Here is a 26,984-nt window from a genome sequence, read left to right as displayed (position 1 = left end):
TACTGCGGGCGAAGGCTGGCCGTTTAAGTCAGTCGCGGAAGCAACCGCGCCTCGATCTTGCGCAGATGCTCCGAGGCGGTACTCTCCGCACAGCCGACGGCAGCCGCGACGTCTTCGATCGTCGCGGTCCGTGGCGTCGCGTAGTAGCCCACGTCGACGGCTGCATCGAGGACGGCCCGCTGGCGATCGGTCAGCGCCGACCGTGCGGCGTCGACCTCCGGATCGTAGGTGCCCAGCTGCTCGATCTGTACGTCGGCCGTCACGTCGGCGGGGAGGTCCGCCATCGCGTCGTGGAGTGTCTCGGACCCACCTGCGACGCGGACCGTCACGCTCTCGGCTTCGAGTTCGATCGGCAACTCGACGAGCAGCCGGTGGCGCTCGACGATTCGGAGCAACTCTGCCAGCTCCGCACTCGGCCGGGAGTGAATGAAGACGTACAGATCACCGTCGTCGGTGTCGAACACGTCGTAGGAGATGGCGTCGTCCCACGCTTCGAGATCGCTGACGACGCTGCTACGGGTGGCTTCCAGCCGGCACAGCTCTACGAGCGTGTCGTCGTGGAAGTAGTTCATGTTACAGATCGTCCCGTGATCGACGTCGAGGCCCGGCACCAACGCGTCCTGGCGCTCCGAGGAGGGCGACCGCGGAAACGTGAGTGTCAGATACCGCATATCGGTGGTCGCGTCGGCCAGCAAAAGACACTGTCGACCGCCCCGACACACGCGAGAGGCTACTCTTTTGCCTCCGACACGAGTAGCCCGGGATATGCAGACCCACATCGTCCCGGTCGGGTTCGACTACGACCGGCTGATCGCGCCGCTGGTGCGCGAGCAACTGGACGTGGACCACGTCATCCTGTTGGAGGGAGCCGTCGGCAGCGAGGCCAACGTCGAGTACTCCCAGCACCTCGCCGAGAAACTGGAGACGGACTACCAGAACCTGCTGGGCGCGACCACCGAGCGGTTCGTCATCGAGGACGTGTACGACTACGACGCCGCCTTCGAACAGGCCTTCGAGCTCATCAACGCCGAACTCGACGAGGGCAACGAGGTGTGGGTCAACATCTCCGCGATGCCCCGGACCGTCTCCTTTGCCTTCGCGACGGCGTCGCACTCGATCATGGTCGAACGCGAGGGTGACCGGGACCGCATCCACACCTACTACACCGTCCCCGAGAAGTACCTCGAAACGGAACTGGCCGAGGAGCTACGCCGCCAGAACGACCTGCTGGAGGAGCTGAAAGCCGAGGTCGACGGGATCGCGTCCGACGAGAGCGACGGGGAACTCCGAGAGCGTGTCACGACTCGACTCGACTCGGCGCGGGACCTGCTCGACGAGTTCGACGAGCGCGGGACCACTATCGGTGCCAAGGAGATCGACGGCAGCCACGTCGTCGAGTTGCCCGTCGCCTCCTTCTCGAACGTCAAGCCCTTCGAGGAAGTGATCCTCTTTACCCTCGGCGAACACGGCGAGTTCGAGTCCGTCTCCGAACTGGCCCAGGCGCTGGCCCGAGACATGGGCGAGGAGTACACCGATAGCTTCCGCTCGAAGGTGATCTACAACGTCGATCGGCTCGGCCCCGGCGGGAAAGGCTACATCGAACAGGAGGAACACGGGAAATCGTACCGAACGCGCCTGTCGCGGATCGGGGAGCTGTGGGTGCGAGCCCACGGGGACCGAGAGGACGCCTAACGGTCAGACATCTTCGGGATCGCTGTCAGGGTCGTCCCCGGCCAGACACGTGCCCCGTTCGAAACCGAAGCCATTAGGAACCGGCTGAGTGTACGATCACAGCAGATGATGCGTCGAGCACCCACTGCGCTCGTTCTCCGGCCCGTAGTAGGGGCGGCTACGCCCCACTAACTCACTCCGCTCGACGCTCGCACCGCTTTCCGACCACGCCGACAGCGACCGACAGAACCCATGAGTGACACACAGGACGCGACCGACGAATCGCTAGCAGAGCAACAGGGGATCGAGGGAGAGTACGATCCCGACGCCGTCGAGCCCCGGTGGCAGGACCACTGGGTCGAAGCGGAGACCTACGCCTACGACGAACCGGACGCCGGAGAGACCGTCGACCCGGACACCCGCTTCAGCATCGACACGCCGCCGCCGACGGTGTCGGGCAACCTCCACATGGGCCACCTCTACCAGTTCACGCTACAGGACTTCGTGGCCCGCTACCACCGGATGGCCGACGACACCGTCTACTTTCCCTTTGGCTACGACGACAACGGCATCGCCTCCGAGCGCCTGACCGAGCGCGAGAAGGGCATTCGCCACCAGGACTTCGAGCGGCGGGTGTTCCAGGAGAAGTGTCGGGAGGTCTGTGAGAGCTACGAGGCCGAGTTCACCGAGGACGTGCAGTCGCTGGCGATCTCGGTCGACTGGGACAACACCTACAAGACCATCGAGCCCCGCGTTCAGCGGGTCTCGCAGCTGTCCTTTATCGACCTCTACGAGAAGGGCCGGGAGTACCGCCAGCGCGCGCCGACGATCTGGTGTCCCGACTGCGAGACGGCGATCTCGCAGGTCGAACAGGAGGACGAACACCAGGAGACGCTGTTCAACGACATCGCGTTCCCGCTGGTCGAGGACGGCACTGGAGACGCCGACGACGACGAGACACTGACGATCTCGACGACCCGCCCGGAGCTGTTGCCGGCCTGTGTGTCGATTTTCGTCCACCCCGACGACGACGCCAACCAGCACCTCGTCGGCGGCACCGCACGCGTCCCGCTGTTCGGTCACGAGGTGCCGATCATCGAGGACGACCGCGTCGATCTGGAGACCGGCAGCGGCGTCGTCATGTGCTGTACCTTCGGCGACCAGACCGACATCGAGTGGTACCAGGCACACGACCTCCCGCTGCGGATCGCCATCGACGAGTCCGGGACGATGACGGACGTGGCCGGCGACTACCGGGGCCAGAGCACCCGCGATGCGCGCGACGCCATCCTCGCCGATCTCGACGCCGAGGGGTACCTGCTCGAACAGCGCGACCACGACCACACGGTGCAGGTCCACGAGCGCTGTGAGACGGAGGTGGAGTATCTCGTCACCGAGCAGTGGTACGTCGAGATGCTCGACAGGACCGACGAGTACCTCGAAGCGGGCCGCCAGATGGACTGGCACCCCGAGAAGATGTTCAGCCGCTACGAGCACTGGATCGAGGGACTGGAGTGGGACTGGTGTATCTCCCGCCAGCGGGACTCGGGAATCCCGATTCCGGTGTGGTACTGCGAGGACTGCGGAGAGCCGGTCCTCGCGAACAAGGCCGACCTCCCCGTCGACCCGCTCTCGGACGACGCGCCCGTCGACGCCTGCCCCGAGTGTGGCCACGACGACCTGCGGCCGGAAGAAGACGTGTTCGACACGTGGGCGACCTCGTCGCTTACTCCCCTCGTCAACGCTGGATGGGACTGGGATGCTGATGCTGAAGAGTTCAGCATGGCCAACCCCGAACTCTACTCGTTCGACCTGCGCCCGCAGGGCCACGACATCATCTCCTTCTGGCTGTTCCACACCGTCGTCAAGTGCTACGAACACACCGGCGAGGTGCCATTCGACAACGTGATGATCAACGGGATGGTGCTCGACGAGAACCGCGAGGCGATGTCCAAGTCAAAGGGCAACGTCATCCCCCCGAGCGACGTGCTCGAAGAGTTCCCGGTCGACGCGACCCGCTACTGGGCCGCGGGCACCTCCATCGGCGACGACTTCCCGTACAAGGAAGGCGACCTCGACGCCGGCGAGCGCCTGCTCCAGAAGCTCTGGAACGCCTCGCGGCTGGTCGAACAGCTCACGCCGGCCCCGGCGGCCGTCGAGCCCGTCGACGAGAGCGATCTCGCGCCCATCGACGAGTGGTTCCTCGCCGAACTGGACGCCACGGTCGAGTCGGTGACGGACCGCTTCGAGGCCTACGAGTTCTCGAAGGCGCGCAACGAACTCCGGTCGTTCTTCTGGAACAGCTTCTGTGACGACTACCTGGAGATCGCAAAGCAGCGCCTCTCCGGCGAGGGCAGCGCCTCGACGGAGTTCGCGCTGACCCGCGCCCACCGCACTTTCCTCAAGCTGTTCGCACCGTTCCTCCCTCACATCACCGAGGAGCTGTGGGACCGGATCTACCGTACCGACGAGTCGGCCGACGGGGCCGGCCTCGCCGGGGGCGACACCTCCATCCACACGACCGACTGGCCGACCCCCGGCGGCTACGACGCCGACCTCGAAGCCGGCGAGACGGCGATGGAGGTCATCTCGGCGCTGCGGACGTACAAGACGGACAACGGTCTGCCGCTGAACGCGGACCTCGACCACGTCCAGGTGTACGGCCACGTCGAGGGGCTGGCAGACGCCGTCGCCGAGGCCATGCACGTCGCAGACCTCGAACTGCTCGCGGACGCCCCCGACATCACGACGGAGATCAGCGACATCGACCTCGACTACTCGATCGTCGGACCGGAGTACGGCAACCAGGTCGGCGACATCGAGGCCGGCATCGCACAGGGCGACTACGAGATCGACGACGGTCGACTCCACGTCGCTGGCGTCACCCTCGACGCGGAGATGTTCGAGATCGAGGAAGCCCGCACTTACTCCGGCGACGGCGAGATGATCGAGACCGAGACCGCGGTCGTCATCGTCGGGTAGTCGGGAGCGACAGCCGCCTCGGCGGGCAGGTCCCGCGGTCGGCCAGACGTGTCGATCCAGCGCCCAGAAATATTATCCGTTAGCAGACTAGTAAATACACTAGAGACAACCGCTGCAGCTGGGTGCTGGGCGGTGTGTGGCCCGCTCGTCGCGGGTCGCGAGACACGCGAAAACGGGGTGGTAGTCAGTGTTACGAGTACTCAGAACGGTCGCCGTCGTGCTGGTCGTCGCGGGCGTAGTGGTCGGTCTGGCTCCGACGGTCGGTCTCACGACCGCCGGTGCCAACCGGGGCGTCTCGGTGGGCACGGCACCCGACGGCTCGGCGCTGCTGGCACTCGAACCGACCGGGACGACCGTCACGAACCCCAGCGAGACGACGGTCGCGACGCTGCGCAACAACGCCGGTGAAACGCTGAACACGGCGTACAGCGTCTCGGTCGACGGCGACGGGGGCGCTCTGACCGTCGTCACCGCCGGAACGCCGACGAATCTGGATCCCGGTGTCGGAACGGATATCGCGGTCAAGTGCAAGCCGAACGGCCAAAGCGGAACGGCCCAGTTACAGGTCCACGTCGCCGAGGCGGCCGGTGACGGCGTGACGATCCGGAACGCGCTGCTGACCGTCGACGTGGCGTACGACTGTCCCGGTGGTGGCGGCGGACGACCGAGCGATCGGCCGGCGTTCGACGACGCGGACGGCGACGGTGAGTACGACGAGGGCGAGGAGACGTACTCCGTCCGGGACCTGGAGAACTTCGAGAACAGGAGCGTTCGGCTCGCGATCAAAGACGCGGGCACCATCGACGCACGGGGACAGCGGGTGTCGATCGAGGCGAGAGAGATTCTGATCCAGAACGCGACGCTCAGATCGAACAAGCGGGTGTCCCTGGATGCGACCGGGGCCGTGACTATCGGCGGGGAGATCGAGAGCAACAAGGGGATACAGATCGACGCCGGTGGGCAGATGGCCGCCGATTACGCACAGCTACGCTCGAAGCGTGACGTGACCCTCTCCGCCAGCGGATCGCTGCTCCTTCGATTTGCGACGATCGACGCGAAGGGTGCGGCGACGGCGACGCTCCAAACTCAGAACGGTAACCTACTGGTGGAGGGGCTCAGCGTCCGGGACGACGACGACACGCTCGTCTACACGCCCGCCGACGTGTCTGTCTCCGGCACGCCGAGTCGGGGTAGCGTCGAAGCCGGCTGATCACTCGGCGAACTCCGTTCGATCGAGGGGGTCGGCCGCAGTCCAGTACCGCTCGAAGGTCTCGTCGGCCCACGACAGCACCGCGGGGTCGTCGGCGTCGATCGATGCCTGCAGGACGCCGTTGTCGTCGCGTACGAGCAGGTGGACCGTCTCGTCTGCGACAGTCACGGCCAGTGGCAGCTCGTCGCGTGCGAGCCTGATCTCGACGCCGTCGGTCGCGACGAGCGCGAGCAGTCGCTCGCGCAGCGTCGAATCCTCCGCGATGGCTTCGATCGCGCTCCGGGAGAACACGCCGCGAAACGTCTGTTGGCCGGCGGCCGTGCGTTCCTGGACGACGGTGAGGCTCTGCTCGTTGAACGCGTGTGAGAAGACACGCACGTCCGCGGCGGTTTCGATCATGTCGAGGACCCGCTGGACGGGCGCGTTGGGGCGGGTCCCGCTGGGAGTCGTGATCGTGGCGTCGGCCAGCCGTCGGAGGTCGAACGTCATCGCGTCGGTCGGGAGGTGTTCGACGATCGGTCGCAGGGCACGCTCCGTGTCCAGCGTCGACAGCAGGTCGGTAAAGCCCGCCGCGACGAGTTCGCCCGTCGCGGTGGCGACGTAGCCGCCGCTCTCGCGCCGGACCCAGGACCGGTCCTCGAAGTCGCCGAGGATGCGACCCAGGGTCGCCTGTGACGCGCCGGTCTCGTCGGCCAGTTCCCGGCGGGTGTGGCGCTCGCTCGCGAGCAGGGCGAGCACCGAGACTCGGTTCTCAGAGAGTGCGAGAAACTCGATTTCCGACAGCGCGGCCTCCATACGTCACGTTCGCACTCGCCGGTGTAAACCGCTTTCGCAGCGTGAAATATTTTCACGGGGCGGGGGTCGCCGGTCGGGAGCCGGGCCTTGCACAGCGGCTTCGATTTTCGAACGTAGTTCATGCGTTTGCAGGCCCTCCGTTCGAGTATGACTCGTCTCGACGCACAGCGATATCGTATCGGCACCGCCCCAGGCAGGGGACCCGACGAGGTGAGCGGCGAGTGAACGGCAGCCGCCGAACGCTCGTGTTGTTCGCGGTCGCGAGCGTCCTCTTCGGAGGGACGTTCGTCGCCGCGAAGGCGGGACTTGACTACTTCCCGCCCCTGCTGTTCGTCGCCCTGCGCTTCGACGTGGCGTCGGTCGTCCTGATCGGCTACGCCGTCGCGACGACGCCCCGCGAGGGACTCCTGCCGCGCACTCGCGGCGACGTGCTGGGCATCGTCGCCACCGGGATCTTCGCGATCGGGCTGACCAACGCGCTGCTGTTCGTCGGCCAGCAGTACGCCACCAGCGCCGTCGGTTCGATCGTCTTCAGCCTGAACCCGATCCTGACGCCAGTGTTCGCGGCGGTCCTGTTGGCCGACGATCGGCTCTCGGCTCGGGGTAGCGCCGGGATGCTCCTCGGCCTGCTCGGCGTCGGACTGGTCGTCAGCCCCGATCCGGCGAACCTCCTCGCCGGTGGGTTCGGCAAGGCGATCCTCTTCGCCGGTGCGGTCAGTGGCGCGCTGGGCAGCGTGCTCATCCGCTGGGCCGACGAAGGCCTGTCCAGCAGCGTCCGCACTGCCTGGGGACTCCCCCTCGGTGCGGGCCTCACGCACGCCCTGAGCCGTGCTGCCGGCGAATCAGTCGGCGCGATCACCTGGAGCGGCGAGGCGCTGCTGGCGCTTGGCTACGTCGGGGTCTTCGCCGGTGCGGTCGCCTACATCGCCTACTTCGAACTCCTGGACACGGCGGGGCCGATCCGTGCGAACCTCGTGTTCTACGTCGTCCCCGTCGTCGCGACGCTGGGCGGGTGGGCACTGCTCGACGAGACGATCGCACCGACCGCCGTCGCCGGCTTCCTGACGATCTTCGCCGGCTTCGCCGTGCTCGGGAGCGAGTCCGTCGACTCGACGGTGATCCGCCGCCGCGTTCCCGGCCTCCGGGCGAGCGATACCCCGGTCCGAACCGAGCCCAACGGCTTCGAGTCCGACTGATACGGACGGTTGTGGATTGCTACGAGATCGACCGCACGGCAGTGTGTGGTCGACTGGGTGAACGTCTACAACCGTCCGTATGACGGCAGTGGCGTTCGGTCCGTGGACGTTCCCGATCCGCGCGAAGTGTCGGCCATCGCCACGCGCCGCGCGAGTTCGGCGGCGTCGTCCGTCGCCGTCCGTGCCGTGTGGTACCACGATTCTAGCAGACAGCTCAGTTACCTCTTTCGGTACCCAGGAGTGAGTGGACCGCCTTTCCGTGGCACTCAGACGTGCTAATTGTAACTGAAGTTCACGACAATTGTATCAATTTCGCGAAACATTCATGCGTGTACGGCCCCTCCATTCGGCTACGATGAACTGGCAACACCGACGCGACCAGCACCGCGCAGCACAGAAAGAGACCGAAACCCGCAGCGGCACCCGATGGGCCTTCGTCGCGGCCGCCGTCGGCGCGGCCTGATACTCCCGGCTGTACATCTGTGACCGATTTCGCCACCCCGGGGTGGCGAAGCTCGTCACGAAGTGACAGCCGGCAGTATGAGGACGGCGGCGTTCGCTTCTCGCAGTCTCACTCCACGATGGCCTCGCGGCGTTTGAGCTTCTCGACCCGCGTCGCCAGTGCGAGGAAGACGGCGACGAACGTCAGCACCACCGCCCAGCCGGCGGCCAGATCGTGGGCCGGGAGCGTGTGGTCGAACCCGCCGACGACGGACTCGGCTCGCAGCCAGGTGTGGTGTGGCCCGCCCAGGATCGGGACGAAGTAGTCTACCACGTCGTTGAACCCGTACCAGCCCAGCGCGACGGCGACGGCCGGCACCGAGAACGACGCGTAGCGGTGGATCAGGAAGGCTTCGACGGCCATGGCCAGGTGGCTCGCGACGAGGAACCAGTAGAGCCACAGCGGGATCCCTGCGGGACCGTTGATCACGAGCTGGACGTAGGGCGTCCACAGCCCGAGCTTCAGGCAGCCGAAGAACGCCAGCATGTGGAGCCAGTCGGCGTCGTAGTCCAGCCGCCAGGCCACGAGCGAGAGCCCGATGAACATCGTCGCGACGGGCGAGTCGGGGATCAGCGGGTAGGCCAGCGCCGGTGCAGCGCCGAGCTGTCCCTCGACGAGGGGCGGCGCGAGGTTCAGCGGCCGACCTGCGTAGTACCAGAACCCAAAGAGCGTGCCGACGAGGTTGACCAGCGCGATCGGCCAGGCCAGTCGCAACCCGACGTCTTCGAGCCAGTCGGGCAGCGGTGCGACGTACCGGGGCAGGCCCTCGGTGTCTGGCAACGTCACGTCGAAGTAGCGCCCGACCAGTCGTTCGACCCGCCGCCCGACGCCGTCGTGCCCAGCCATGTCAGTGCTCTACGGCGGCCGAGAAATAACGGTAGCGGTTGGGTCGGCCGCCGTCGGTCACGCGGACGGTCGCCGCGATCGAGCGGCGGTCGTCTCCCCCGTGACGACCGACCGGGAAGCAGCGACGTTCCGTCTCAGGCGGTTCGATCCCCGTCGTCCGTTTCGTCGGAGTCCTCGTCGAGGAGGTCGTCCAGGTCGTCCGCCCCCGGTCTGTCCGCCGTTTCGTCGTCGAACTCGACCGTCTCACCGGAGTTCTCGTCGAGGAGATCGTCCAGATCGTCCGTCCCCGTGCCGACGTCGGTGTCGAGCAGGTCGGCGAAATCGCCCTCCGCTTCGTCCTCGTCCGACGGCGCGCTCTGTGCTGTCGCGTCGTCGGTTCCGTCCCCGTCGTCCTCCCGATCCGCTCGCGCGTCTCCCTCGTCTGTCAGCTCCGATCCGGGGAGGTCGTCGGTGTCGGGAAACGCGGCGGTGTCGGGAATCGCCTCGGTCTCGTCGTCGCCGCCGTCCGACGGAGCCCCCGCCGCGTCCTCGGGATCGATGCCCGGGAGTTCGTCGCTGTCGGGGAACGCGTCGCCAGAGAGGTCGGCGGCGTCTGCGTCGTCGCCCGGCGCGTCGGCCTCGTCCTCCGTAGTGGACGCGCCGTCCGTGCCGTCGTCGCCCGGCGCGCCGTCCTCGCTGTCGTCGCCCACCTCCTCGTCTCCGGCGTCCGGTTGCCCGTCGGATGCGTCCGGTCGTCGCTCGCCGTCAGACTGCGCGGGCTGGTGGTCCGCTGGTGAGCGGTCGCCCGCCGCAGGTTCAGAGTCGGCTGCGTCCTCGGCGGCCGTCGCCGGCTCGTCGTCCGTCCCGTCGGCCGGCTCCGCGACCGCGCCCTCGGGGGCCGCGGTGGCAGCCTCAAGCTTCCGGAGCGCGTCCGGCGTCGCGATGGCGTAGAGTACGTCGCCAGCCCTGAGAACGCGGTCTCGTGCCGGGAGCGGGACCGGCTGCTCGTCGTCGCGGGTGACGGCAGCGACGGTGACCGACAGCGAACCCACGGGCGCGCCGTCGATCGAGGACCCCGGCGCGACGGTGACCGTGGCGAGGGTCTCGTCGGCGGCCCGGAGGAGCGACGCGAACTCCCGATCCGGCCGGTCCTGGACCGGCAGCGTCACGAGCTTGTACCGGCTCGTGGGGTCGAGCTTGGGCGTGTCCGCGGCGTCGATGGCGACCGTGACGATCTCGTCGGCGACGCCCCGGAGCTCGCCCGTGAGCACGCGCCGCGGGGGATCGATCTCCCAGACCTGGACGAGATCGCCCGCGCTGGCGGCGTTTGCCGGGTCGGCCCGGATCGCGACGGCGTTGGTGGCCGGCGGGAGCGTCGGGCCGATCCCGGCGGCCCGCGAGCCCAGCGCGAGGTACTCGATAGCGCCGGTCTCGTCGAACTCCACGTCGACGTGGCCGACGCCGTAGTCGGTCTTCAGCCGCGAGACGAACCGCTCGCGCAGCTCCGCCTGCGTGAGTCGCCGCGGGAAGAGGAACGTCCGACCGGCCAGCGTCTCCCGGGTCGCGGCCGCGACCGGATCGTAGCCCACCACGTCGTCGATCTCCTCGGGGATCTCGACGGCGATGACGCGACCGACGGCCTTGACGAGCTGGCTGACCTCGCCGTCGATCCCGTTGCCCCCCGTCGCCGCGAACAGATCGATCCCCAGTACGTCACCGACTCGCATGCCGGCGTACGCGCCGAGGCCGCCGACGAGGAACGTGACGACGTTGAGCAGTGCCGCGAGGGCGTCCGGCTCGGCACCGCCCGGCACGAGCTGCTGGGCCAGCAGCGAAGTCGCCCCGGCGACGGCGGCGACGCCGGAGAGCCCGACCAGCAACGCCAGTCCGGCCGGCACCCGCTCGCGGACGTACCACCGGTAAAACAGCGCGACCGCCGCCGCGAGGAAGCCGGCGAGCACCGCCGTCCCGGCGATCCGTGCGGCCGTGTCGACGAGGGCTCCCGTCACGCCGCTTGCGAGCTGGAGAGTCACGCGACCGCCTCCTCGAAGGCGTCGAGGTCGGACCGCGTCCCGACGACGAACAGCTGTTCACCGGCCACGAGCTCCGTCGTGTCCTCTGGCGCGATCCGCCAGCCGCCGGGTTTCCTCACGGCGAAGACGGCCACGTCGTAGCGCTCTCGGAGGGCCGCCTCACCGATCGTCACGCCGTCGAGTGGCTGGCCGCTGTGTGGTGTCACTCGCCGGAATCGCATGTCCGAACGCCGCAGGAGCGAGACGAGTTCGTACTCCCGACGGGTGCCCCGAGACTCGACGACGACCTTCGCCCGGTCGGCACGCAAGAGCGGCTGGGCGTCAGTGCGGCGGACGGCGGCCGTGAGCCGGCCCTCGCCGCCGTCGGTGGTCGGTGCTTGCACCGGGGCCGGCAGCTCCTCGCCGTCTTCGACCGCCGGTTGCTCCGGGACGGCGACCGATTCGGAACTCCCGGAGCGAGCGCTGACGACGGTCCCGCGGACCTGTGCGTCGGTCGTCAGCAGCGTCACCTCGTCGCCGCGTGCGAGCCCGGTCGGGAGCAGGGCGTCGACCGACACCGCGTGGCGGCCGTCCTCGATCCGCTTCGAGAGCCCGGAGAAGGGCGGCGCTGCGACGACGGTCGCCCGACCGCGCTCGTCGACGGTGACCGACACGTCGCCGAGGTCGAACTCCGTCTTGAGGCGCTCGGCCAGCCGCTGTTCGAGTTCGTCGAGCCGGAGGTCGGCGGGAAACGTCCACTCGCCGCCACGGATCTCGGCGCGGAGCGGTTCGGGCAGGGGCGGGTACCCCTCCATGTCCGCCACCTCGCCGACGACGTGGATCCGGACCTCGCCCGCGCCGCCGACGAAGTCGACCACGTCTTTCGAGAGCGTGCGATTCCGGAGCGACGTGAGCGTGAGCCGTTTCGGGAACGCCGCACCCATCGAGTCGCCCTTGCTGTGGGCGTACATCGACGCCATGCTGACGACGAGGATCGCGACGACGATCCGCTCGGCGTTCGGGCTGGCGGTGATCGACTGGTCGGCCAGTGCGAGCAGCCCGCCGTTGACCCCCGCCAGCGCGATCGCGAGGACGGCGACGCCGAAGGCTGGGACCGTCACGCCAGCGAAGTAGCGAAACGAGAACGCCATTGCCCACGAGACCAGCGCCGGGATGATCCCGACGAGCAGCCCCAGATAGATGCCAAGCAGCACTTCGACGGGAAAGGAAGCCATGTCACAGCCCTGTCGCTCCTGTTCTATAGTCGTATCGGCGGGAACGGAGAGAAGACAAGCTTTACTCGCGCCGACGCGAGCAACGTGGTATGGACGACGTTCGCGACGTGCTCGGCGTGCGCGCGGTCCTGCTGTTGCCGACGCTCGTCGCCGCGCTCTCGTTCGTGACGGGGGTGGCGAACATCAGCGCACGGCGTCCCTCGGGACCCCTCGCCGAGCATCTCCCGACGGTCGTGAGCCAGACGGTCGGATTCACCGGCGCACTCACGGGCTTTCTGCTCCTCTTTGCCGTCACCGGGCTGCGGCGACGGTATCGTGCGGGCTGGTACGCGACGGTCCTGTTGTTGCCGCTGTCGGCCGTCCAGGGGTTGCTACAGGGGGTCGTCGACCTGCCGTACCTGGGGACCGATTTGCCGGTCTCGCTCCCGCTGGTCGTCCTCTCGATCCTCGCGCTGCCGGCAGTGTTGATCAACCGACGGCTGTTCGACCGGGCGCTCGACGTCTCGACGACCCAGCAGGCCGCGATCGCGGCCCTGATCGGCGGGCAAGTGTACATCACCGCCGGCACGTACGCGCTGCGCGAGCAGTTCGGCGGCGTCTCGACGCTGACGGACGCACTGTACTTCGCTATCGTCACTTCGAGTACCGTCGGCTACGGCGACATCTCTCCCGATCCCCAGTCTCAGGCCGCGAAGCTGTTCACCATGTCGGTGGTCGTGCTCGGCACGTCCAGTTTCGCGCTGGCGCTGGGGTCGGTGCTGGGGCCGGCGATCCAGAGCCGCATCACGAAGGCACTCGGAACCATGACCGAATCACAACTCGACTTGCTCGAAGACCACGTACTGGTCCTTGGCTACGGCGACCTGAGCGAACCGATTCTCGACGAACTGTCCGGTGCGGTCGAGTTCGTGGTCGTGACGAGCGACCCGGACGACGCCGCGACGCTCCAACACCGGGACATCCCGGTGTTGACGGCCGATCCCAGCGACGAGGAGCCGCTGCATCGGGCCGGTATCGAACGCGCCCAGGCGGTGATGGCGGCGACCAACGACGACGCACAGGACGCGCTGGCGATCCTGACGGCCAGACAGCTCAACCCCAGTGTCCGGATCGTCGCCGCCGCGACCGACCGCGAGAACGTCGCGAAGCTCAAGCGAGCGGGCGCGGACGTGGTGATCAGTCCCGCAGCCATCGGCGGTCACCTGCTGGTCGAGTCGGCGCTCGGTGACGAAGACTCCGAGTCACTCGCGGACCGGATTCTCGACGACGAACTCTAGCCGCGGTCCACGATGGCCACGTCGGTGTCCATCTCGGCGATGCTCTCGAATGTCGGCGGCGCGACGAACCGAGAAGCGGCGCTTCGGTCGCGGCTGGCACCGATGAGGACGAGGTCGTAGGCGGGTGCCGTCCGGCGCAGGAAGGGGACGATGTCCTGTCTGGCAACGCGCGTTTCGATGGGTGCCGTGAAGCCGTTCGCGAGGTTCGACAGCATCGACTCGGCGCGTCGCCGGTTGTCCGACGGACCGATACAGGTACAGACGGCGACCTCGCCCGTGGCCCCGGTGAGCCGGAGCGCGAAGTCGATCATGCTGTGGGCCACGTCGCTGGCCCGCCGGACGGGGACCAGTGCCCGCCCCCACTGGGTCGCGCCGTCGGCCGAGCGGTGGACCAGCACGTCCACGTCGCTCCGGAACAGTTCGTGGACGAACGGGGCGAGCCGACCGCGGTGCTTGGCGTAGGGAGCGGCGACGAGATCGCAGTTCGTCTCGGTCGCCGTCGCGATGATCGTCCGGCCCAGCGACCCGCTCTCGACGGCGACGACGACCTCACAGGGAACACCGGCGGCCGTCTCGATGCGGTGGGCCCGCGTCTCCAGCCGACCGACGGTATCGGCGACCGCCGACCGATCGATGTCGTCCCACAGCGACTCCTCGGGGTCTGACCCAGCGCCGGCCCGGTCACCGGCCTCGTGTTCGTCCAGCAGGTCCCGCTCGGCGCGTGCCAGCTGTTCGTCGTCGACCACGTCGAGCAACACCACCTTGCCCGCGTCGTGCGCGCTGGCGATCTCGCCGCCCAGCATCGCCGTCGCATCCGCCTGCTCGCCGTACATCGGGACGAGGACGTGATCGTCGCCCTTGACCGACTGGTACAGCACCGTCGCGCGCTGTTCGTAGAACTCCCGCCGCCAGACGACGAAGACGCTCGCGACGAGCAGGCTCGCGACGAAGACGCTCCCGAGGAAGGCCGGTTGCTGGCCCGAGGGGACGAGCAACCCAAGCAGCGCCGTCGAGTACGCCGCCGGCTCTTCGAGGCCGATCGACCACGTGGCCGCACCGACGAGCAACACGGCCAGGGCGGCGGAGACGGCCGTCACCTCCAGTGTCGCCGCCGCACCGACCACCCGGTTCGAGACGGCCAGGCCGGCCCAGCCACAGCCCGCACCGATCGTCAGCCCGCCGACGAACTGCGCGGGGTTCGCGTACTCGCCGTCCGGGTTGGCAAAGAGCGTGTACGCACCGGAGGCCAGCGGCGGGAACAGCAGGAAAGAGAGCGCCTCGAGCGTGTTCGAGAGGTAGGTGACCAGCCCGATCGACAGCGGGACGAAGACCAGCACGGAGAGGTGAACGATCGTCGAGGTCCGCTCCAGCCAGGCGCGAAACTCGTGGCGCTCGCGGTGCTGGAGCCCGCGGACCCGCTCGACGGTCGTCCGAATCGCCCGCTCGAGGCGGTCGCGCATACCGGTCACTGCCGCGCCGCCGACATGAGCGTGTCGGCTACAGCGACGCGGCCGTCTCCAGTGCCAGCGTGATCGCTCGCTCGACGTTGTTCTTCGCCTTCTCGGGCAGTTCCTCGTCGTCGGTCTCGCCTTTCTGGGTCCCCTCGACGAGGTTGCCGTCGACCGTACAGATCGCGCCAGCGGCCATCCCCTTGCGCCGGGCCAGCGAGAACAGCGCGGCGGCCTCCATCTCGACGGCCAGCAGGCCCGCCGCTTCCCACGCCGCGACGTACTCGTCGGTCTCGGCGTAGAAGGCGTCGTCCGTCGCGATCGGACCGACGTGGACGGACTCGTCGTTGGCCTCGGCGGCCTCGACCAGCGCCGACAGCACCGCGTAGTCGGGCACGGCCGGCACCGTCTCGGCCTCGTATCGCTCGGTCGTCCCCTCGTCTTTGGCTGCTCCCGTGGCGACGACCATGTCGCCGATCTCGATGCCTTCCTGGAGCGCGCCGGTCGTGCCGACCCGGATGACCGTCTCGACCCCGACGGCGTGGAGTTCCTCGATCGCGATCGCCGCCGACGGCGAGCCGATGCCGGTCGAACAGATCGTCAGTTCCCGACCGTCGTAGGTCGCGTTGACGACCTTGTACTCGCGGTTCCGGGCGACCGTCGTCGCTTCGTCACACTGGGCGGCGATCCGGTCGACGCGGCCCGGATCGCCGGGAACGAGCGCGATGTCGTTCAGATCGCCGTCCTCGACGAGCAGGTGGGGCTGCTTTGCCATGTCCGACGGGAGGGACGACAGCGACTAAAGTAGCCGTGCTTTGGCTCGACCCAAACAGATAATGTCTGTGAGTATGAAGGTACGGCTATGCCACAGCTCGAAGTCCACCTCAGCGTCGACGCGGAGAGCGAACCGACAGTCTACCACGTCGACGGCGACCTGAAGCGCCCCGGCGAGGCGATTCAGGCCGCCAAAGAGCTGGCGACAGAAGACGGACACGAAGGGGTCGAACTCGAAGAGGTGAAGCTGGCCGAGACTGCCTGACACGGACGGTTGTCGCGATGTGCCGGCGAGCGTCTACCCGTCCCACCGCGCACCGCTACGCAACGACACCCGTCCGTACGAGACCGTCGGCTGTAACTTCGTGAAGCGCGCCACCCCGTGGCGAGATGCTCACAGATGGACGCCCGATAGTCTGGGCTGGCGTCTCCTCGCAGAGCGACCCCTCGCTTCCGAGCGGTAGGGGACTGAGCGATCCTCGCGCGGGCCGACGACGCCGTCAGAACGCCGGTGCCAGGAACAGGAACAGATTGTTGGTGGCCGGCCCCATTCCGACCGCGGCGATGAGCGAGAACACGAGCGCGCCCTCGGCGGGCTCGTCAGCCAGATAGCGATTGAACGAGACGACGATCGCCGCCGCGATCACCAGCTTCACCAGCAGGAACAGCCACCCGACACCGAGCAGGTCGGCCGTCGGGAGCTGGCCGGCGAACTCCATGATCAGACGCGGCAGCGGCGACTGTTCGCTGGCTCCGACTACGTCGGCACCGACCGCGGTCGAGACGCCGTCGAGCGCGTGGGCGAAGACGACGACCGGACCCGCGTACCGCGTCCGGACGAACACGGGCGTGCGCCACAGGCTGATCGCCAGTACCACCAGCGCCGTCACTACCAGCGCGACGATCAGCGACACCGCCGGCCACACCGGCGAGAACGTCGGCTGTGCGATCGACTGCCAGATGCGGACGACGACCAGCACGACGAAGATCGCCGTCCCGACCAGCCCGAGATTTCGGACGACGGTGTCTTCGTTGCCCCGGACGATGCCAACGGCCTGGAGAGCGAGCCAGACGCCGCCTGTCAGGAGGAAGGTCGTCAGGTACACTGCTGGCGTCCCGAACAGCGGTTCGTACAGGGGCGGGTACAGCCCCAACTGCTCGAAGGCGTGGAAGGCACCACCGATGGCCATCCACGGCAGCAGGGACACCACTGCCCGCTGGTCGATCTCGGGTTCAGCGGCCGAGAGCAGTGCCGTCACCAGCCCGGCCCCACCGAGCAGGACGACGAGATACGGGAGCGGCGGCAGCGCGAAGCTCGTCGGTAGGATCTGCATATCCCGCCAACCGTCGCCGAGGGGCGAAAGTGTTCCGACCTCCGGTGATCGGTCCTCGGGACCGCGCCGTCGCCGAGAGGCTTACGTATCGACCCGCCAATGGGAGACCATGGACTCCGTCCCCGAACGCATCGAACACACGGTGCTGGGACCGACGACGCGGTGGGCCGACGTACAGGCAGTGCTCGACGACGCGACCGAACACGGACTGCGAGCCTGCATCCCACCGTGTTACGTCGCACGGGCCGACGAGTACGCGGACGTACCGCTCAGCACGGTCGTGAACTTTCCCCACGGCCAGGGCGCGACCGACGCCGTCGCGGCGGCGGCCAAACAGGCGTGGGACGACGGTGCCGACGAGATCGACATGGTCTGTAACGTCGGCCAGCTGAAGGCCGGTGCCGACGCGGCCGTCACCGAGACGATCGCGGAAGTGGTCGCGACCGTGCCGGTCCCGGTGAAGGTGATCGTCGAGGCCCCGCTGTTGACCGACGCCGAGAAGCACCGCGCCGGTGAGATCGTCGCGGAGGCCGGGGCCGAGTTCTGCAAGACGGCGACGGGCTTCTCCGACGGTGGCGCGACGGTCGCCGACGTGGCGCTGTTGAGCCAGTACCGGCCGGTCAAGGCCAGTGGCGGCGTCGGCTCCTGGGAGCGAGCGAAGGCTATGTTCGACGCCGGAGCCGAGCGCATCGGCGCGTCGAGTGGCGTGACGATCGCCGAAGAGTGGCGGGCCGCCGAGGGCGGTGCGAGCGAGCAGTGAGCGTCCTCGATCGCTTCCGCCTCGACGGACAGACGGCGATCGTCACCGGCGGCAACCGCGGGATCGGCCGAGCGATCGCGCAGGCGCTGGCAGAAGCCGGGGCCGACGTGGCGATCGGCAACCGCGACGCCGAGAGCGGCCGGCGGGCGGCCGAGGAGATCGAGGCCGCGACCGACGCGACCGTGCGAGCCTACGAGGCCGACGTGACCGACGAGGCGGCGGTCGAGGCACTGCTCGAGGCGACGGTCGAGACGTTCGGCGGACTGGACGTGCTCGTGAACAACGCCGGCATCACCGTCCACGCGCCCGCCGAGGAGATGACCGTCGAGCAGTTCCAGCGCGTCGTCGACGTGAACCTCACCGGGACCTTCCGCTGTGCGAAACACGCCGGCCGCGCGATGCTCGACGCCGCCGATCAGAGCGACGAGAGCGCCCGCGGCGGCGTCAGCTCGATCGTCAACCTCTCGTCGATGTCGGCCCGCGTCGCCAACTATCCCCAGCACCAGGTCGCGTACAACGCGACGAAGGGTGCTATCGATTCGTTCACGCGACAGCTGGCCTCGGAGTGGGCTGACGACGGCATCCGCGTCAACGCCGTCGCACCGGGCTACGTCCGCACCGACCCCGTCGACGAGGCGCTGCGCGAGGACCCAGATCTGGAAGCGCTGTGGAAAGAGGAGATGCTCCTCGACGAGATGGCCCGCCCCGAAGACATCGCGCCGCTGGTGGTCTATCTCGCCAGCGAGGCCTCGTGGTACGTGACCGGCTCGTCGGTGCTGATCGACGGCGGCTACACGGTGCGGTGAGCAAGGTTCATCGCCCGGTCGGGCGGAAACTGGCCGACGGCGGCCACTTCCATACGTGCGTTTGAGAGTCTCTAGCTGCCGTTTTCCCGACCGAGAGTGTTTTCCCTCGTGACCGGCTAGGCCGCCCGTGACCGACGCCGAACAGACACCCGCTCGCGACGACGAACTGACGAGTCACGGATACCACATCACGCTCGACGACGGCCGCGACTCGTTTTTCGCCCTCTCGATCGAAGACGAACAGAGCGACGACGCCTGGCTGATGTCAGACACCGTGCGTGCGTTAGACGAGATGCGCTAGCAAATCGAGGTGATTCTCCGCCGACTGCTGTCGCTACCACGCCGACAGCCACTGTACCGAACACTCACGTAGTGCGGTCCTCGAAAGCCCTCGGCTCGCTCCGGGGATCTGTGACGGATATCCTCACTTCGTTCGGATAGTGCCGTCGCAGATCCCCGGACCGCACCTCGCCCTTTCATCCACCAGGGCACAGACTGTCGGGCAATCTACGAGCCTGGCAGATGAAAGGGCGAGTGGGCGAGGGCTTTCGGGGAAATCCTGTCCGTCTCGACACCGACTGTTGCGAGAACGATTCCGTCGTGCTTTTGGCCACGAGGGACAAGACAGAGACAACGCAGCGCATGGCCCAGTATCACATCGAGACGTACGGGTGTACGTCGAACCGCGGCGAGACCCAGGAGATCGAGCAGGCCCTCCGAGAGGGTGGCCACTACCCCGCCGAGGGACCCGAGGAGGCCGACGTGGCGATCCTCAACACCTGTACCGTCCTCGAAAAGACCGAGCGGAACATGCTTCGACGGGCCGAGGAGCTCGACGCCGAGACCCCCGGGGACCTGGTCGTCACCGGCTGTATGGCGCTGGCACAGGGCGAGGAGTTCCGCGCGGCCGACGTGGACGCCGAGGTCCTCCACTGGGACGACGTACCCCAGCACGTCCTCAACGGCGAGTGCCCGACGGTCACGCCCGACACGGAGACCGTCCTCGACGGCGTCGTCGGCATCCTGCCGATCGCGCGTGGCTGTATGTCAGACTGTTCGTACTGTATCACCAAGCAGGCGACCGGCCGAATCGAGTCGCCGTCGGTCGAGGAAAACGTCGAGAAGGCCCGAGCGCTGGTGCATGCCGGTGCGAAGGAGATCCGCATCACGGGCCAGGACACCGGCGTCTACGGCTGGGACACGAACCAGGGCGAGAGCCTGCTGCCCGAGCTTTTGGAGCGGATCTGCACCGAGATCGACGGCGACTTCCGGGTCCGCGTGGGGATGGCCAACCCGAAGGGCGTCCACGGCGTCCGCGAGGAGCTGGCCCGCGTCTTCGCCGAGCACGACGAGCTGTACAACTTCCTGCACGCGCCCGTCCAGAGCGGGAGCGACGACGTGCTCGCGGACATGCGCCGCCAGCACGCCGTCTCCGAGTACGTCGAGGTCGTCGACACCTTCGACGAGCACCTGGACTACTGGACGCTGTCGACGGACTTCATCGTCGGCTTCCCCAGCGAGACCGACTCGGACTTCCAGCAGTCGATGGCGCTGTTGCGCGAGAGCCGCCCGGAGAAGATCAACGTCACCCGCTTCTCGAAGCGTCCCGGCACCGACGCCGCCGAGATGAAGGGCCTCGGCGGCCAGACGAAGAAGGATCGATCGAAGGCCATGTCCGAGCTGAAGATGGACGTGACCGGCGACGCCTACGAGGAGATGGTCGGCGAGGAGCGACGCGTCCTCCTGACCGAAGACGGGACCGACGAGTCGCTGGTCGGCTACGACGAGGCGTACCGACAGGTCGTCGTCGTCGACGCCCGAGACCGCGGCCTCAAGGTCGGCGACTTCGTCGACTGCGAGATCACCAGCCACAACACCGTCTACGCCTTCGGCGAGCCGATCTAGACCGGGAGCTGTATCGCCACCAGCATCACGACCGTCGCGACCGCGGCGACCGCCGTCGCACGACGCCGCGAGAGGTCGTAGGTCGCGTCGAGCGCGCCGATCCAGACGTAGCCGATCCACAGCGTCACCGCCAGGGAGGGAATCGAGCTCACGTCGATCAGTCCGCGGCCGTTGAACGTCACCAGCGTCCCCTCGACGCTGCTGGTACCGTGGAGGACGCCGTTCAGCGTCGCACCGGGCGTCGTCGCCAACTGCCAGGCCGCGACGAGCGTGACGAGCGGGTAGACGACGACGTAGGGGGCGTGAGACCAGCCGACGAAGGCCAACAACTGCCTGAACCGTCCCCGGCCACCCGCGAGACGCGCGGCCCCGTGCAGCAGTGCCGTCGTCACGACCCAGCCGACGAGGACGAGGAGGATCCCGCCCACGGTGCCGATGGCGAACCACAGCGGCAGCCGTGCGGTCTGGGCACCGATGACGAACTCGACGGTCGCGATGTCGGACGAGAGCCGCCGTTGCAGGGCGACGTAGACAGGGAACGCGGTCGCGATGCTGCCCGCGCCGACCAGGAACACGAGGACGAGCGGCTGGACCAGCGAGAGCCGCTCGTCGGCCGCCTCGAACGCCGCTCTCGGCCGGACGAGCAGCGTGGCGAGGGAAACGTCCATCGCCAACAGTTCCGACACGGCACCAGAAATAGTTACCGAGAGGGACCCGGAGCCGTTCCGAATCGCCGCGCCGGAATCACGGAGTCCACAACGGCGACCGGTCAGTCCCGGAGTGCCTCGACCGGCCGGGCGTTGGCCGCCTTCCAGGCCGGATAGAGGCCGCTGAGGAAGCTGGCACCCGTCCCGAAGAGGAAGCCAAGCACCGTGTACTGGAGGGCTTGCCCGGAGAAGGCGAGGGGGTCCGAGAGCAGCTGTGCGTTCATCACCATGCCCAGGCCGATACTGATGAACACGCCGAAGATAGAGCCGACGACGCCCAGCAACGCCGCTTCGTACAGCATCAGCTTGACGATGTCGAGGCGGTGATAGCCGACCGCCCGGAGGACGCCGATCTCCTCTTTGCGCTCGATCGTGCTCATGAGCATCACGTTGAGGATGCTCACGGACGCGACCAGCAGCGAGATCCCCCCGACCGCGAGCAGGAACGTCCGGATGAGGCCGATCTGCTGGTTGAACCGTTCGAGGGCCGACTCGGCGTCGAAGACGCTGTATCGCGAGCGCCGCTCACTGTTGAGATTCTCGTCGATCCGATCGCTGATGGCGAACGCTTGCTGGGGCGTCTCCGCGCGGATGAGGACCTGTGACGCGCCGTCACCGAGTTCGCCCGGTGGCAGGACGACGGCATCGCCCGTCGAGACGAACGAGGCGCGACTCGACTCGGCCAGCACGGCGACGACCCGACGGCTCTCGCCGTCGACCTGCACGCTGTCTCCGGGTTGGACGCCGAGCGTCTCTGCCAGTTCGTTCCCGATCGCGACACCCGAACGCCAGTTCCGCGGGATCTGGCCCGATTCCGCGGTGACGAACACCTCTGGATCGGAGACCGACACCAGCGACGCGCTCGTCGTCTGCTGTAACCCGGTCACTCTCGCCCGTCCACGGGAAAGCGTGTAGACATCGCCGTTGCCGGCGTAGCGTTCGATCTCGGCGACCTGTTCTCGACGGAGCAACCCGAACTCCGAGTCTTCGCCGGGGCCGACGCCGACGGTTCGGATCGCGTCGTCGGCCGTCCCCATGAACGACTGTTCGAGCGTGGCACCGAACATCCCCAGCGAGGCAATCGCGACCACGCCGATAGTGATCCCCGCCATCGCGAGGATCGTCCGAGCGCGTGCCCGCGAGAGGTTGTTCCGAGCGAAGGCCAGGAACGGCGAGAACCGCGCGAGCGGGCTGTCAATCATCGTCTAACCTCCCGTCGACGAGCCTGATCGTCCGGTCGGCGAAGTCGGTCACCTGCTCGTCGTGGGTGACGGTGAGGATCGCGACGCCCTCGTCGGTGATCTCGCCGAACACGTCCAGTACCTGCGCGCCGGTGTCCTGATCGAGGTTCCCCGTCGGCTCGTCGGCCAGCAGAATGTCGGGGTCGTTGATCAGCGACCGCGCGACGGCCACCCGCTGTTTCTGCCCACCGGACAGCTCGTTTGGGTAGTGGTCGAGTCGGTCACCCAGCCCGACGCGTTCGAGCAGTTCGTCGGCCCGCGCCTGCAGGTCCGACCGATCGTCGCGGACGAGGCCGGGGACGGCGACGTTCTGCCGTGCGGTCAGCGTCGGCACCAGGTAGAAGCTCTGGAAGATGAACCCGACGGTCTCGCGTCTGAGGTCCGTCCGTTCGCGCTTCGAGAGCGTCGACAGTGCCGTCCCGTCGACGGTGACGCTGCCCTCGGAGGGCTCGTCGAGCAGGCCGAGCAGGTTCAGCAGCGTCGACTTCCCGCTCCCGCTGGGGCCGACGACGGCCGCGAACTCCCCGGCGTTTACGTCGACAGAGACGCCGTCGAGCGCCCGCAGCGTCTTGTCGCCGGACTCGTAGATCTTCACCGCGTCGGTGGCGCTGATGACGCTCATCGGTATCGTCGGTACGCGAGCCCGCCGGCCACCACGACGAGCACGATCCCGCCGATCAGCACGATCGGCATCGAGGAGTCGCGCTGCGGTTGCTCCGCGGCGGCCCCGGTAGCCCTCGGCGTGTACGGGACGGTGGTCGTCTTGGTGATCCGCTGGCCGTTGACCCGGTAGCTGACCTCGACCGGCACCGAGACGGTCTCGTTGGTGTCGCCGGTCAGTCGGGCGTCGACCTGGAAAGACTTGAAGTCACTCTGTGGGACGTTGCCGACGAAGTAACTCGACTGGGACTGGGCCGGCTGGATCAGTTCGTTCTGGCCGACCGAGACCGTCACGGCGGAGGCGTTGCTGGTCCCGAGGTTGCTGGCGCTGCCACGGACCGTGAGCTGACTGCCGACCTGTTCGGTCCGGACGCCGGTGAGCGTGATGTTGCCACTCGCGCTGAAGTCTTCCCGTACCGTCACCGTGCGCGAGATTTCGCGTCCGTCGAGGCGGTAGTTGACGGTCAGGGGGATCGCGGCAGTCGACGCGCCCTCGGGGACCGTCGCATCGAGTTCGAACCCAGTGGAACTGCTGGCATCGAGAGAGCCGACGAACGCAGTCGACTGGGCCTCACCGAGACTGTACTTGCCGTCTTCGACGGTGACGGTGACCCCCGATACGTTCGTCTCGCCGCCGTTGTTGGCCTGTCCGGAGACCTTCAACTCGCCGTCAGCACCCGACACCTCGACGCCGCTCAGCGAGACTTCGCCGGGATTCTCGGCGCGGTCGGCCGTCGTCGTCAGCTCGCGGGTGACACTCTTGAACTCGCCGTCATCGGTCGTGTACGAGACGGCCGCTTCGACCGTCTTCTCGCCCGGTTCGACGTCGCTCGCCGAGAACTGCAGCGTCCTCTCTGCCCCCGCGTCCAGCTGTGAGACCACGCGACGGTCTTCGTCGAGTTGCAGGTCGGTCGAGGACAGATCGACCGTGACCGCTCGGATCGGTCCCGTGCGCGCGTTCGAAACCGAGAGGTCGAAGGTCGCGTCACCGTCGGCACCGACAGCGCCACCGGACAGCGACAGCGCGGGGTCGGTCTCGCCGGCAGTGACGGTCACGTTCCGCTCGAAGTTGATCACGTCACCACCAGAGAGGACTTGGACGTGGAGGACGAACTGCTGTTCGCCCCGTTCCTCGATGTCGACTCCGAGGTCCCGCGTCGTCGACTCGCCCGGTTCGATCGTGCTCGACTCGTCGGTCGAGTTGTACAGCGTGCTGTTGTCGGCGGTCGTCTCGCGCACTTCGACCGAGCGAAGCTGGTAGTTGTCGCTCGCTGCCGCCGGGTTCGAGATGGTCGTACTGATCGTCACAGTGTCGCCCGGCGCGGGCTGGTCCGGTGTCGTGGTCGTACTGATCGAGACGACCCCGGTGCTGGCACCCGTCACGGGACCGACGGTGAGTGCGACGGTCCCGACGAGGAGTATCGCGACGAGCGAGAGCGATCGGAGTCGTTTCATCGGGCACCTCCAGTGGCGGACAGAGAGCGTCGAGAGGAAGGTGTATCGGTCGTCCTGCGGGGCACGTTCGGCGACATCGATGGCGTAGTCATTCCGTTTTCGCCTTTGGCCCCCGAATAAAAATACCACCGCCCACAGCTTCCCGGCGTGAAATTGTGCCGGCCCGTTTTTTATACTCCCCCGTCGATCACGGATATGAACCGTGTCTGGAACCGCCCCGTCACTCGCTACGTCGACGTGACTGATGAGCGAGGAGCCAGGGATCGAGACTGTCGCCGAACTCCTCGACGACGAGTACGCACGGGAGATCCTCGCCGCGACGAGCACGGAACCGATGTCGGCAGAGGACCTGGCCGACGCCTGTGACGCCTCGCCGCCGACCGTGTACCGCCGGCTCGAACGGCTGCGCGAGCAGGACCTCGTCGTCGCCCAGCAACAGCTCGATCCCCAGGGCCACCACTACGACGTGTTCCGGGCACAGCTGTCCCGCGTCACGGTCGACCTGGCGGACGGCGAGTACAGCATCGACATCGAACGCCGCGAACCCGACGCGGCCGACCGCTTCACCGAACTGTTCGAGGGGCTCAAATGACGACCGCACCACTGGCGACACACGCCGCGAGCGGGTCGACGCCACTCCAGTCGACGGCCTCGCCGGGACAGCTGCTCGTCTTGCTGTTCTTCCTGGGGTTCGTCCTCTCGGTCGTCCTCTCGATCATCGTCCTGATCAAGGGCGTCCAGAGCTACCGGCGTACCCACGACTCGGCGCTGCTGGGCATGGCTGCCGGCATCCTACTGTTGAGCGGCGTGCCGCTCGTGGTGAACCTGATCCTGGGCAACACGACGGGGGCCAGCACGGAGACGATCCGGATCGTCACGGACCTGACCAGGCTGAGCGGGCTCGGTCTGATCCTGTTCGTCATCTACCGCACACAGCGATGACCCGAAACACGACACCACTGCCGACAGCGGGGGCGAGTAGCCGTGAGTGAGCTCCTCCAGGCGTCGCTGGCGGTGACGACGGTGACCGCGCTCCTGACGGCGGTCGTCGGCGGCTTCGTCGCCTACCAGGCCTACCGGGGCTACCGGCGCAACGCCAGCCGTGCGATGCTGTCGCTGGCCGTCGGCATCCTGCTGTTGACGACGATACCGTTCGTGCTGAAACAGCCCCTCGTCCTCCTCTCACTGGCGACGACCGCCGAGGCAGAGCTGGTCGCCCAGACGTGTCGAATTGCCGGCCTGCTGACCGTGCTGTACGCGTTTACCGGCGCTTAGTCGACGAGGCGGTCCACGTCGGCGTCGGCTTTCCACTCGCCCAGTTCCTTGGGGTCGACGTGGACGAACACGTCGTCGACTTCCGGCAGTTCCTGAATGGCCTCGATGACGGCGGTCTCGATGTCGTGGGCCTCGAACAGCGTCTTGTCGCCCTCGACCTCGACGTGGAGGCTCACGTCGATCTCCGGGCCGACGTAGTGGGCGATCACGTCGTGGGCACCCTCCACGTCCTCCTGTTCGAGCGCGCGGCGGACGATCTCCGCCCGCAACTCCTCCGGTGGCGCGGCACCGACGAGGTAGTCGAGGTTGTCCCGGACGACCTCGACGCCGGTGTAGATGATGCCCGCGGAGACGACCATCGCGGCGATCGGGTCCAGGACCGGGTAGCCAAGCGTCGCGCCGACGACGCCGACGAGCGCCGCGGCTGCCGTGAGAATGTCGTTGCGGTTGTCAAGCGCCGTCGCGACCAGTGCGGGAGAGTTGTGGTCCCGGCCGGCAGACAGACAGTACCGATACAGAGCGTACTTCAGCACGCCAGAGAAGACGAGGACGGCGACGGCGGCGGGGCCACGGCTCACGCCGACATCGCCCGACAACAGCGAGCTGGCGGCCTGCCAGAGGATGATCCCACCGGCAGCGAAGATCCCGACGGCGACGAACAGCGAGACGAACGGCTCGATCCGCTCGTGGCCGTGGGGGTGCTCGAAGTCCGGCGGCTGTGTCGTCAGGTAGAGTCCGGCGACGATGACGAGGCTGTAGGCGGTGTCGGCGAGGCTGTTGACCGCCTCCGAACCGACAGCCAGGCTCCCGGTCTCCGTCCAGACGACGCCCTTCAGGAGCACGAGCGCGAGATTCGCGCCCAAGATGACGAGACCGACCCGGCGGAGCACGTCCCGGCGTGACATTACGTCGTC

Annotated in this window: 26 protein-coding genes; 13 read left to right on the top strand and 13 right to left on the bottom strand. The window is 67.6% G+C overall.

Annotation, left to right across the window (positions count from 1 at the left end; genetic code table 11):
• Window positions 1-23: 23 nt before the first annotated feature.
• Window positions 24-671, bottom strand: coding sequence for a helix-turn-helix domain-containing protein (locus IL252_RS16160; RefSeq protein WP_208628859.1), 648 nt, complete (start codon window positions 669-671; stop codon window positions 24-26).
• Between the two features lie 94 nt (window positions 672-765).
• Here IL252_RS16160 and IL252_RS16155 point away from each other — a divergent pair, with 94 nt between their 5' ends.
• The 3 genes from IL252_RS16155 to IL252_RS16145 all read left to right on the top strand — a co-directional run bounded on the left by IL252_RS16155 (window position 766) and on the right by IL252_RS16145 (window position 5,863).
• Entirely contained in the window at window positions 766-1,692 is a 927-nt protein-coding gene (locus IL252_RS16155; RefSeq protein ID WP_208628858.1) for a DUF6293 family protein, read from the top strand.
• 231 nt (window positions 1,693-1,923) lie between these two features.
• Window positions 1,924-4,653: a valine--tRNA ligase gene (locus tag IL252_RS16150; protein WP_208628857.1), complete on the top strand. Its 2,730-nt coding sequence runs from the start codon at window positions 1,924-1,926 to the stop codon at window positions 4,651-4,653.
• Between the two features lie 187 nt (window positions 4,654-4,840).
• The gene (locus tag IL252_RS16145; RefSeq protein ID WP_244257299.1) at window positions 4,841-5,863 is read left to right on the top strand and encodes a hypothetical protein; all 1,023 of its coding nucleotides are present in this window, start codon (window positions 4,841-4,843) and stop codon (window positions 5,861-5,863) included.
• Here the strand turns inward: IL252_RS16145 and IL252_RS16140 are convergent, their stop codons facing one another.
• The gene (locus IL252_RS16140) at window positions 5,864-6,658 is read right to left on the bottom strand and encodes a winged helix-turn-helix domain-containing protein (protein WP_208628856.1); all 795 of its coding nucleotides are present in this window, start codon (window positions 6,656-6,658) and stop codon (window positions 5,864-5,866) included.
• A gap of 221 nt (window positions 6,659-6,879) precedes the next feature.
• On the opposite strand from IL252_RS16140, the gene IL252_RS16135 reads away from it, so the two are divergent.
• Window positions 6,880-7,854 carry a DMT family transporter gene (locus tag IL252_RS16135; protein WP_208628855.1) on the top strand — a complete coding sequence of 325 codons (975 nt, stop codon included), beginning with the start codon at window positions 6,880-6,882 and terminating at the stop codon, window positions 7,852-7,854.
• 571 nt (window positions 7,855-8,425) lie between these two features.
• Here the strand turns inward: IL252_RS16135 and IL252_RS16130 are convergent.
• The 3 genes from IL252_RS16130 to IL252_RS16120 all read right to left on the bottom strand — a co-directional run bounded on the left by IL252_RS16130 (window position 8,426) and on the right by IL252_RS16120 (window position 12,428).
• On the bottom strand, window positions 8,426-9,202 hold the full coding sequence (locus IL252_RS16130) for a DUF1405 domain-containing protein (RefSeq protein WP_208628854.1): 777 nt from the start codon (window positions 9,200-9,202) through the stop codon (window positions 8,426-8,428).
• A 134-nt stretch (window positions 9,203-9,336) separates the two neighbouring features.
• Entirely contained in the window at window positions 9,337-11,214 is a 1,878-nt protein-coding gene (locus tag IL252_RS16125; RefSeq protein ID WP_208628853.1) for a TrkA C-terminal domain-containing protein, read from the bottom strand.
• Window positions 11,211-12,428 (bottom strand): potassium channel family protein, encoded by a 1,218-nt coding sequence (locus IL252_RS16120; RefSeq protein WP_208628852.1) that lies wholly within the window; start codon window positions 12,426-12,428, stop codon window positions 11,211-11,213. The genes IL252_RS16125 and IL252_RS16120 overlap by 4 nt, the downstream gene beginning before the upstream one ends.
• An 89-nt stretch (window positions 12,429-12,517) precedes the next feature.
• Here IL252_RS16120 and IL252_RS16115 point away from each other — a divergent pair, with 89 nt between their 5' ends.
• Window positions 12,518-13,705, top strand: a complete 1,188-nt coding sequence (locus tag IL252_RS16115) for an NAD-binding protein (RefSeq protein ID WP_208628851.1) — start codon at window positions 12,518-12,520, stop codon at window positions 13,703-13,705.
• On the opposite strand, the gene IL252_RS16110 is transcribed toward IL252_RS16115, so the two are convergent.
• Window positions 13,702-15,165 (bottom strand): HPP family protein, encoded by a 1,464-nt coding sequence (locus IL252_RS16110; RefSeq protein WP_208628850.1) that lies wholly within the window; start codon window positions 15,163-15,165, stop codon window positions 13,702-13,704. The two genes, IL252_RS16115 and IL252_RS16110, sit on opposite strands and share 4 nt — an antisense overlap.
• A 37-nt stretch (window positions 15,166-15,202) precedes the next feature.
• The gene (locus tag IL252_RS16105; RefSeq protein ID WP_153552676.1) at window positions 15,203-15,928 is read right to left on the bottom strand and encodes a nucleoside phosphorylase; all 726 of its coding nucleotides are present in this window, start codon (window positions 15,926-15,928) and stop codon (window positions 15,203-15,205) included.
• A gap of 87 nt (window positions 15,929-16,015) precedes the next feature.
• Between IL252_RS16105 and IL252_RS16100 the strand changes: the two genes are divergently transcribed.
• Window positions 16,016-16,192, top strand: coding sequence for a hypothetical protein (locus IL252_RS16100; protein ID WP_170093619.1), 177 nt, complete (start codon window positions 16,016-16,018; stop codon window positions 16,190-16,192).
• Between the two features lie 235 nt (window positions 16,193-16,427).
• On the opposite strand, the gene IL252_RS16095 is transcribed toward IL252_RS16100, so the two are convergent.
• Entirely contained in the window at window positions 16,428-17,261 is an 834-nt protein-coding gene (locus IL252_RS16095) for a DUF63 family protein (RefSeq protein WP_153552678.1), read from the bottom strand.
• Between the two features lie 109 nt (window positions 17,262-17,370).
• Here IL252_RS16095 and deoC point away from each other — a divergent pair, with 109 nt between their 5' ends.
• From deoC to IL252_RS16075, 4 genes are all read left to right on the top strand, one after another.
• Window positions 17,371-18,021 (top strand): deoxyribose-phosphate aldolase, encoded by a 651-nt coding sequence (gene deoC / locus IL252_RS16090; RefSeq protein ID WP_208628849.1) that lies wholly within the window; start codon window positions 17,371-17,373, stop codon window positions 18,019-18,021.
• Window positions 18,018-18,827: an SDR family NAD(P)-dependent oxidoreductase gene (locus IL252_RS16085; protein WP_208628848.1), complete on the top strand. Its 810-nt coding sequence runs from the start codon at window positions 18,018-18,020 to the stop codon at window positions 18,825-18,827. Before deoC ends, IL252_RS16085 begins: the two co-directional genes overlap by 4 nt.
• 127 nt (window positions 18,828-18,954) lie before the next feature.
• On the top strand, window positions 18,955-19,128 hold the full coding sequence (locus IL252_RS16080; RefSeq protein ID WP_015762482.1) for a hypothetical protein: 174 nt from the start codon (window positions 18,955-18,957) through the stop codon (window positions 19,126-19,128).
• Between the two features lie 341 nt (window positions 19,129-19,469).
• Window positions 19,470-20,732, top strand: a complete 1,263-nt coding sequence (locus IL252_RS16075) for a tRNA (N(6)-L-threonylcarbamoyladenosine(37)-C(2))-methylthiotransferase (RefSeq protein ID WP_208628847.1) — start codon at window positions 19,470-19,472, stop codon at window positions 20,730-20,732.
• On the opposite strand, the gene IL252_RS16070 is transcribed toward IL252_RS16075, so the two are convergent.
• The 4 genes from IL252_RS16070 to IL252_RS16055 all read right to left on the bottom strand — a co-directional run bounded on the left by IL252_RS16070 (window position 20,729) and on the right by IL252_RS16055 (window position 24,795).
• Complete coding sequence (locus tag IL252_RS16070) at window positions 20,729-21,400, bottom strand: YIP1 family protein (RefSeq protein ID WP_208628846.1); 672 nt, start codon at window positions 21,398-21,400, stop codon at window positions 20,729-20,731. The two genes, IL252_RS16075 and IL252_RS16070, sit on opposite strands and share 4 nt — an antisense overlap.
• Before the next feature lie 101 nt (window positions 21,401-21,501).
• Window positions 21,502-22,641, bottom strand: coding sequence for an ABC transporter permease (locus IL252_RS16065; RefSeq protein ID WP_208628845.1), 1,140 nt, complete (start codon window positions 22,639-22,641; stop codon window positions 21,502-21,504).
• Window positions 22,634-23,302 carry an ABC transporter ATP-binding protein gene (locus IL252_RS16060; RefSeq protein ID WP_153552684.1) on the bottom strand — a complete coding sequence of 223 codons (669 nt, stop codon included), beginning with the start codon at window positions 23,300-23,302 and terminating at the stop codon, window positions 22,634-22,636. The genes IL252_RS16065 and IL252_RS16060 overlap by 8 nt, the downstream gene beginning before the upstream one ends.
• Window positions 23,299-24,795 carry a hypothetical protein gene (locus IL252_RS16055; protein WP_208628844.1) on the bottom strand — a complete coding sequence of 499 codons (1,497 nt, stop codon included), beginning with the start codon at window positions 24,793-24,795 and terminating at the stop codon, window positions 23,299-23,301. Before IL252_RS16055 ends, IL252_RS16060 begins: the two co-directional genes overlap by 4 nt.
• 244 nt (window positions 24,796-25,039) lie before the next feature.
• On the opposite strand from IL252_RS16055, the gene IL252_RS16050 reads away from it, so the two are divergent.
• The 3 genes from IL252_RS16050 to IL252_RS16040 are packed head-to-tail and all read left to right on the top strand — an operon-like array spanning window position 25,040 to window position 26,070.
• Entirely contained in the window at window positions 25,040-25,387 is a 348-nt protein-coding gene (locus tag IL252_RS16050; protein ID WP_170093614.1) for a winged helix-turn-helix domain-containing protein, read from the top strand.
• Window positions 25,384-25,737, top strand: coding sequence for a hypothetical protein (locus IL252_RS16045; RefSeq protein WP_208628843.1), 354 nt, complete (start codon window positions 25,384-25,386; stop codon window positions 25,735-25,737). The genes IL252_RS16050 and IL252_RS16045 overlap by 4 nt, the downstream gene beginning before the upstream one ends.
• A 42-nt stretch (window positions 25,738-25,779) precedes the next feature.
• Window positions 25,780-26,070, top strand: coding sequence for a hypothetical protein (locus IL252_RS16040; protein ID WP_208628842.1), 291 nt, complete (start codon window positions 25,780-25,782; stop codon window positions 26,068-26,070).
• On the opposite strand, the gene IL252_RS16035 is transcribed toward IL252_RS16040, so the two are convergent.
• Window positions 26,067-26,975: a cation diffusion facilitator family transporter gene (locus IL252_RS16035; protein WP_208628841.1), complete on the bottom strand. Its 909-nt coding sequence runs from the start codon at window positions 26,973-26,975 to the stop codon at window positions 26,067-26,069. The two genes, IL252_RS16040 and IL252_RS16035, sit on opposite strands and share 4 nt — an antisense overlap.
• Window positions 26,976-26,984 lie beyond the last annotated feature (9 nt).

The organism is Halomicrobium sp. IBSBa (assembly GCF_017612575.1).
GTDB lineage: Archaea > Halobacteriota > Halobacteria > Halobacteriales > Haloarculaceae > Halomicrobium.
This window is presented reverse-complemented; position numbering and strand designations above follow the sequence as displayed.

Excerpts from the sequence above, each read along its gene's own strand:
- IL252_RS16160 (WP_208628859.1), bottom strand. The coding sequence starts at position 671 with ATGCGGTATCTGACACTCACGTTTCCGCGGTCGCCCTCCTCGGAGCGC.
- IL252_RS16155 (WP_208628858.1), top strand. The coding sequence starts at position 766 with ATGCAGACCCACATCGTCCCGGTCGGGTTCGACTACGACCGGCTGATC.
- IL252_RS16150 (WP_208628857.1), top strand. The coding sequence starts at position 1,924 with ATGAGTGACACACAGGACGCGACCGACGAATCGCTAGCAGAGCAACAG.
- IL252_RS16140 (WP_208628856.1), bottom strand. The coding sequence starts at position 6,658 with ATGGAGGCCGCGCTGTCGGAAATCGAGTTTCTCGCACTCTCTGAGAAC.
- IL252_RS16130 (WP_208628854.1), bottom strand. The coding sequence starts at position 9,202 with ATGGCTGGGCACGACGGCGTCGGGCGGCGGGTCGAACGACTGGTCGGG.
- IL252_RS16120 (WP_208628852.1), bottom strand. The coding sequence starts at position 12,428 with ATGGCTTCCTTTCCCGTCGAAGTGCTGCTTGGCATCTATCTGGGGCTG.
- IL252_RS16115 (WP_208628851.1), top strand. The coding sequence starts at position 12,518 with ATGGACGACGTTCGCGACGTGCTCGGCGTGCGCGCGGTCCTGCTGTTG.
- IL252_RS16110 (WP_208628850.1), bottom strand. The coding sequence starts at position 15,165 with ATGCGCGACCGCCTCGAGCGGGCGATTCGGACGACCGTCGAGCGGGTC.
- IL252_RS16105 (WP_153552676.1), bottom strand. The coding sequence starts at position 15,928 with ATGGCAAAGCAGCCCCACCTGCTCGTCGAGGACGGCGATCTGAACGAC.
- IL252_RS16100 (WP_170093619.1), top strand. The coding sequence starts at position 16,016 with ATGCCACAGCTCGAAGTCCACCTCAGCGTCGACGCGGAGAGCGAACCG.
- IL252_RS16095 (WP_153552678.1), bottom strand. The coding sequence starts at position 17,261 with ATGCAGATCCTACCGACGAGCTTCGCGCTGCCGCCGCTCCCGTATCTC.
- deoC (WP_208628849.1), top strand. The coding sequence starts at position 17,371 with ATGGACTCCGTCCCCGAACGCATCGAACACACGGTGCTGGGACCGACG.
- IL252_RS16075 (WP_208628847.1), top strand. The coding sequence starts at position 19,470 with ATGGCCCAGTATCACATCGAGACGTACGGGTGTACGTCGAACCGCGGC.
- IL252_RS16070 (WP_208628846.1), bottom strand. The coding sequence starts at position 21,400 with ATGGACGTTTCCCTCGCCACGCTGCTCGTCCGGCCGAGAGCGGCGTTC.
- IL252_RS16065 (WP_208628845.1), bottom strand. The coding sequence starts at position 22,641 with ATGATTGACAGCCCGCTCGCGCGGTTCTCGCCGTTCCTGGCCTTCGCT.
- IL252_RS16060 (WP_153552684.1), bottom strand. The coding sequence starts at position 23,302 with ATGAGCGTCATCAGCGCCACCGACGCGGTGAAGATCTACGAGTCCGGC.
- IL252_RS16055 (WP_208628844.1), bottom strand. The coding sequence starts at position 24,795 with ATGAAACGACTCCGATCGCTCTCGCTCGTCGCGATACTCCTCGTCGGG.
- IL252_RS16050 (WP_170093614.1), top strand. The coding sequence starts at position 25,040 with ATGAGCGAGGAGCCAGGGATCGAGACTGTCGCCGAACTCCTCGACGAC.
- IL252_RS16045 (WP_208628843.1), top strand. The coding sequence starts at position 25,384 with ATGACGACCGCACCACTGGCGACACACGCCGCGAGCGGGTCGACGCCA.
- IL252_RS16035 (WP_208628841.1), bottom strand. The coding sequence starts at position 26,975 with ATGTCACGCCGGGACGTGCTCCGCCGGGTCGGTCTCGTCATCTTGGGC.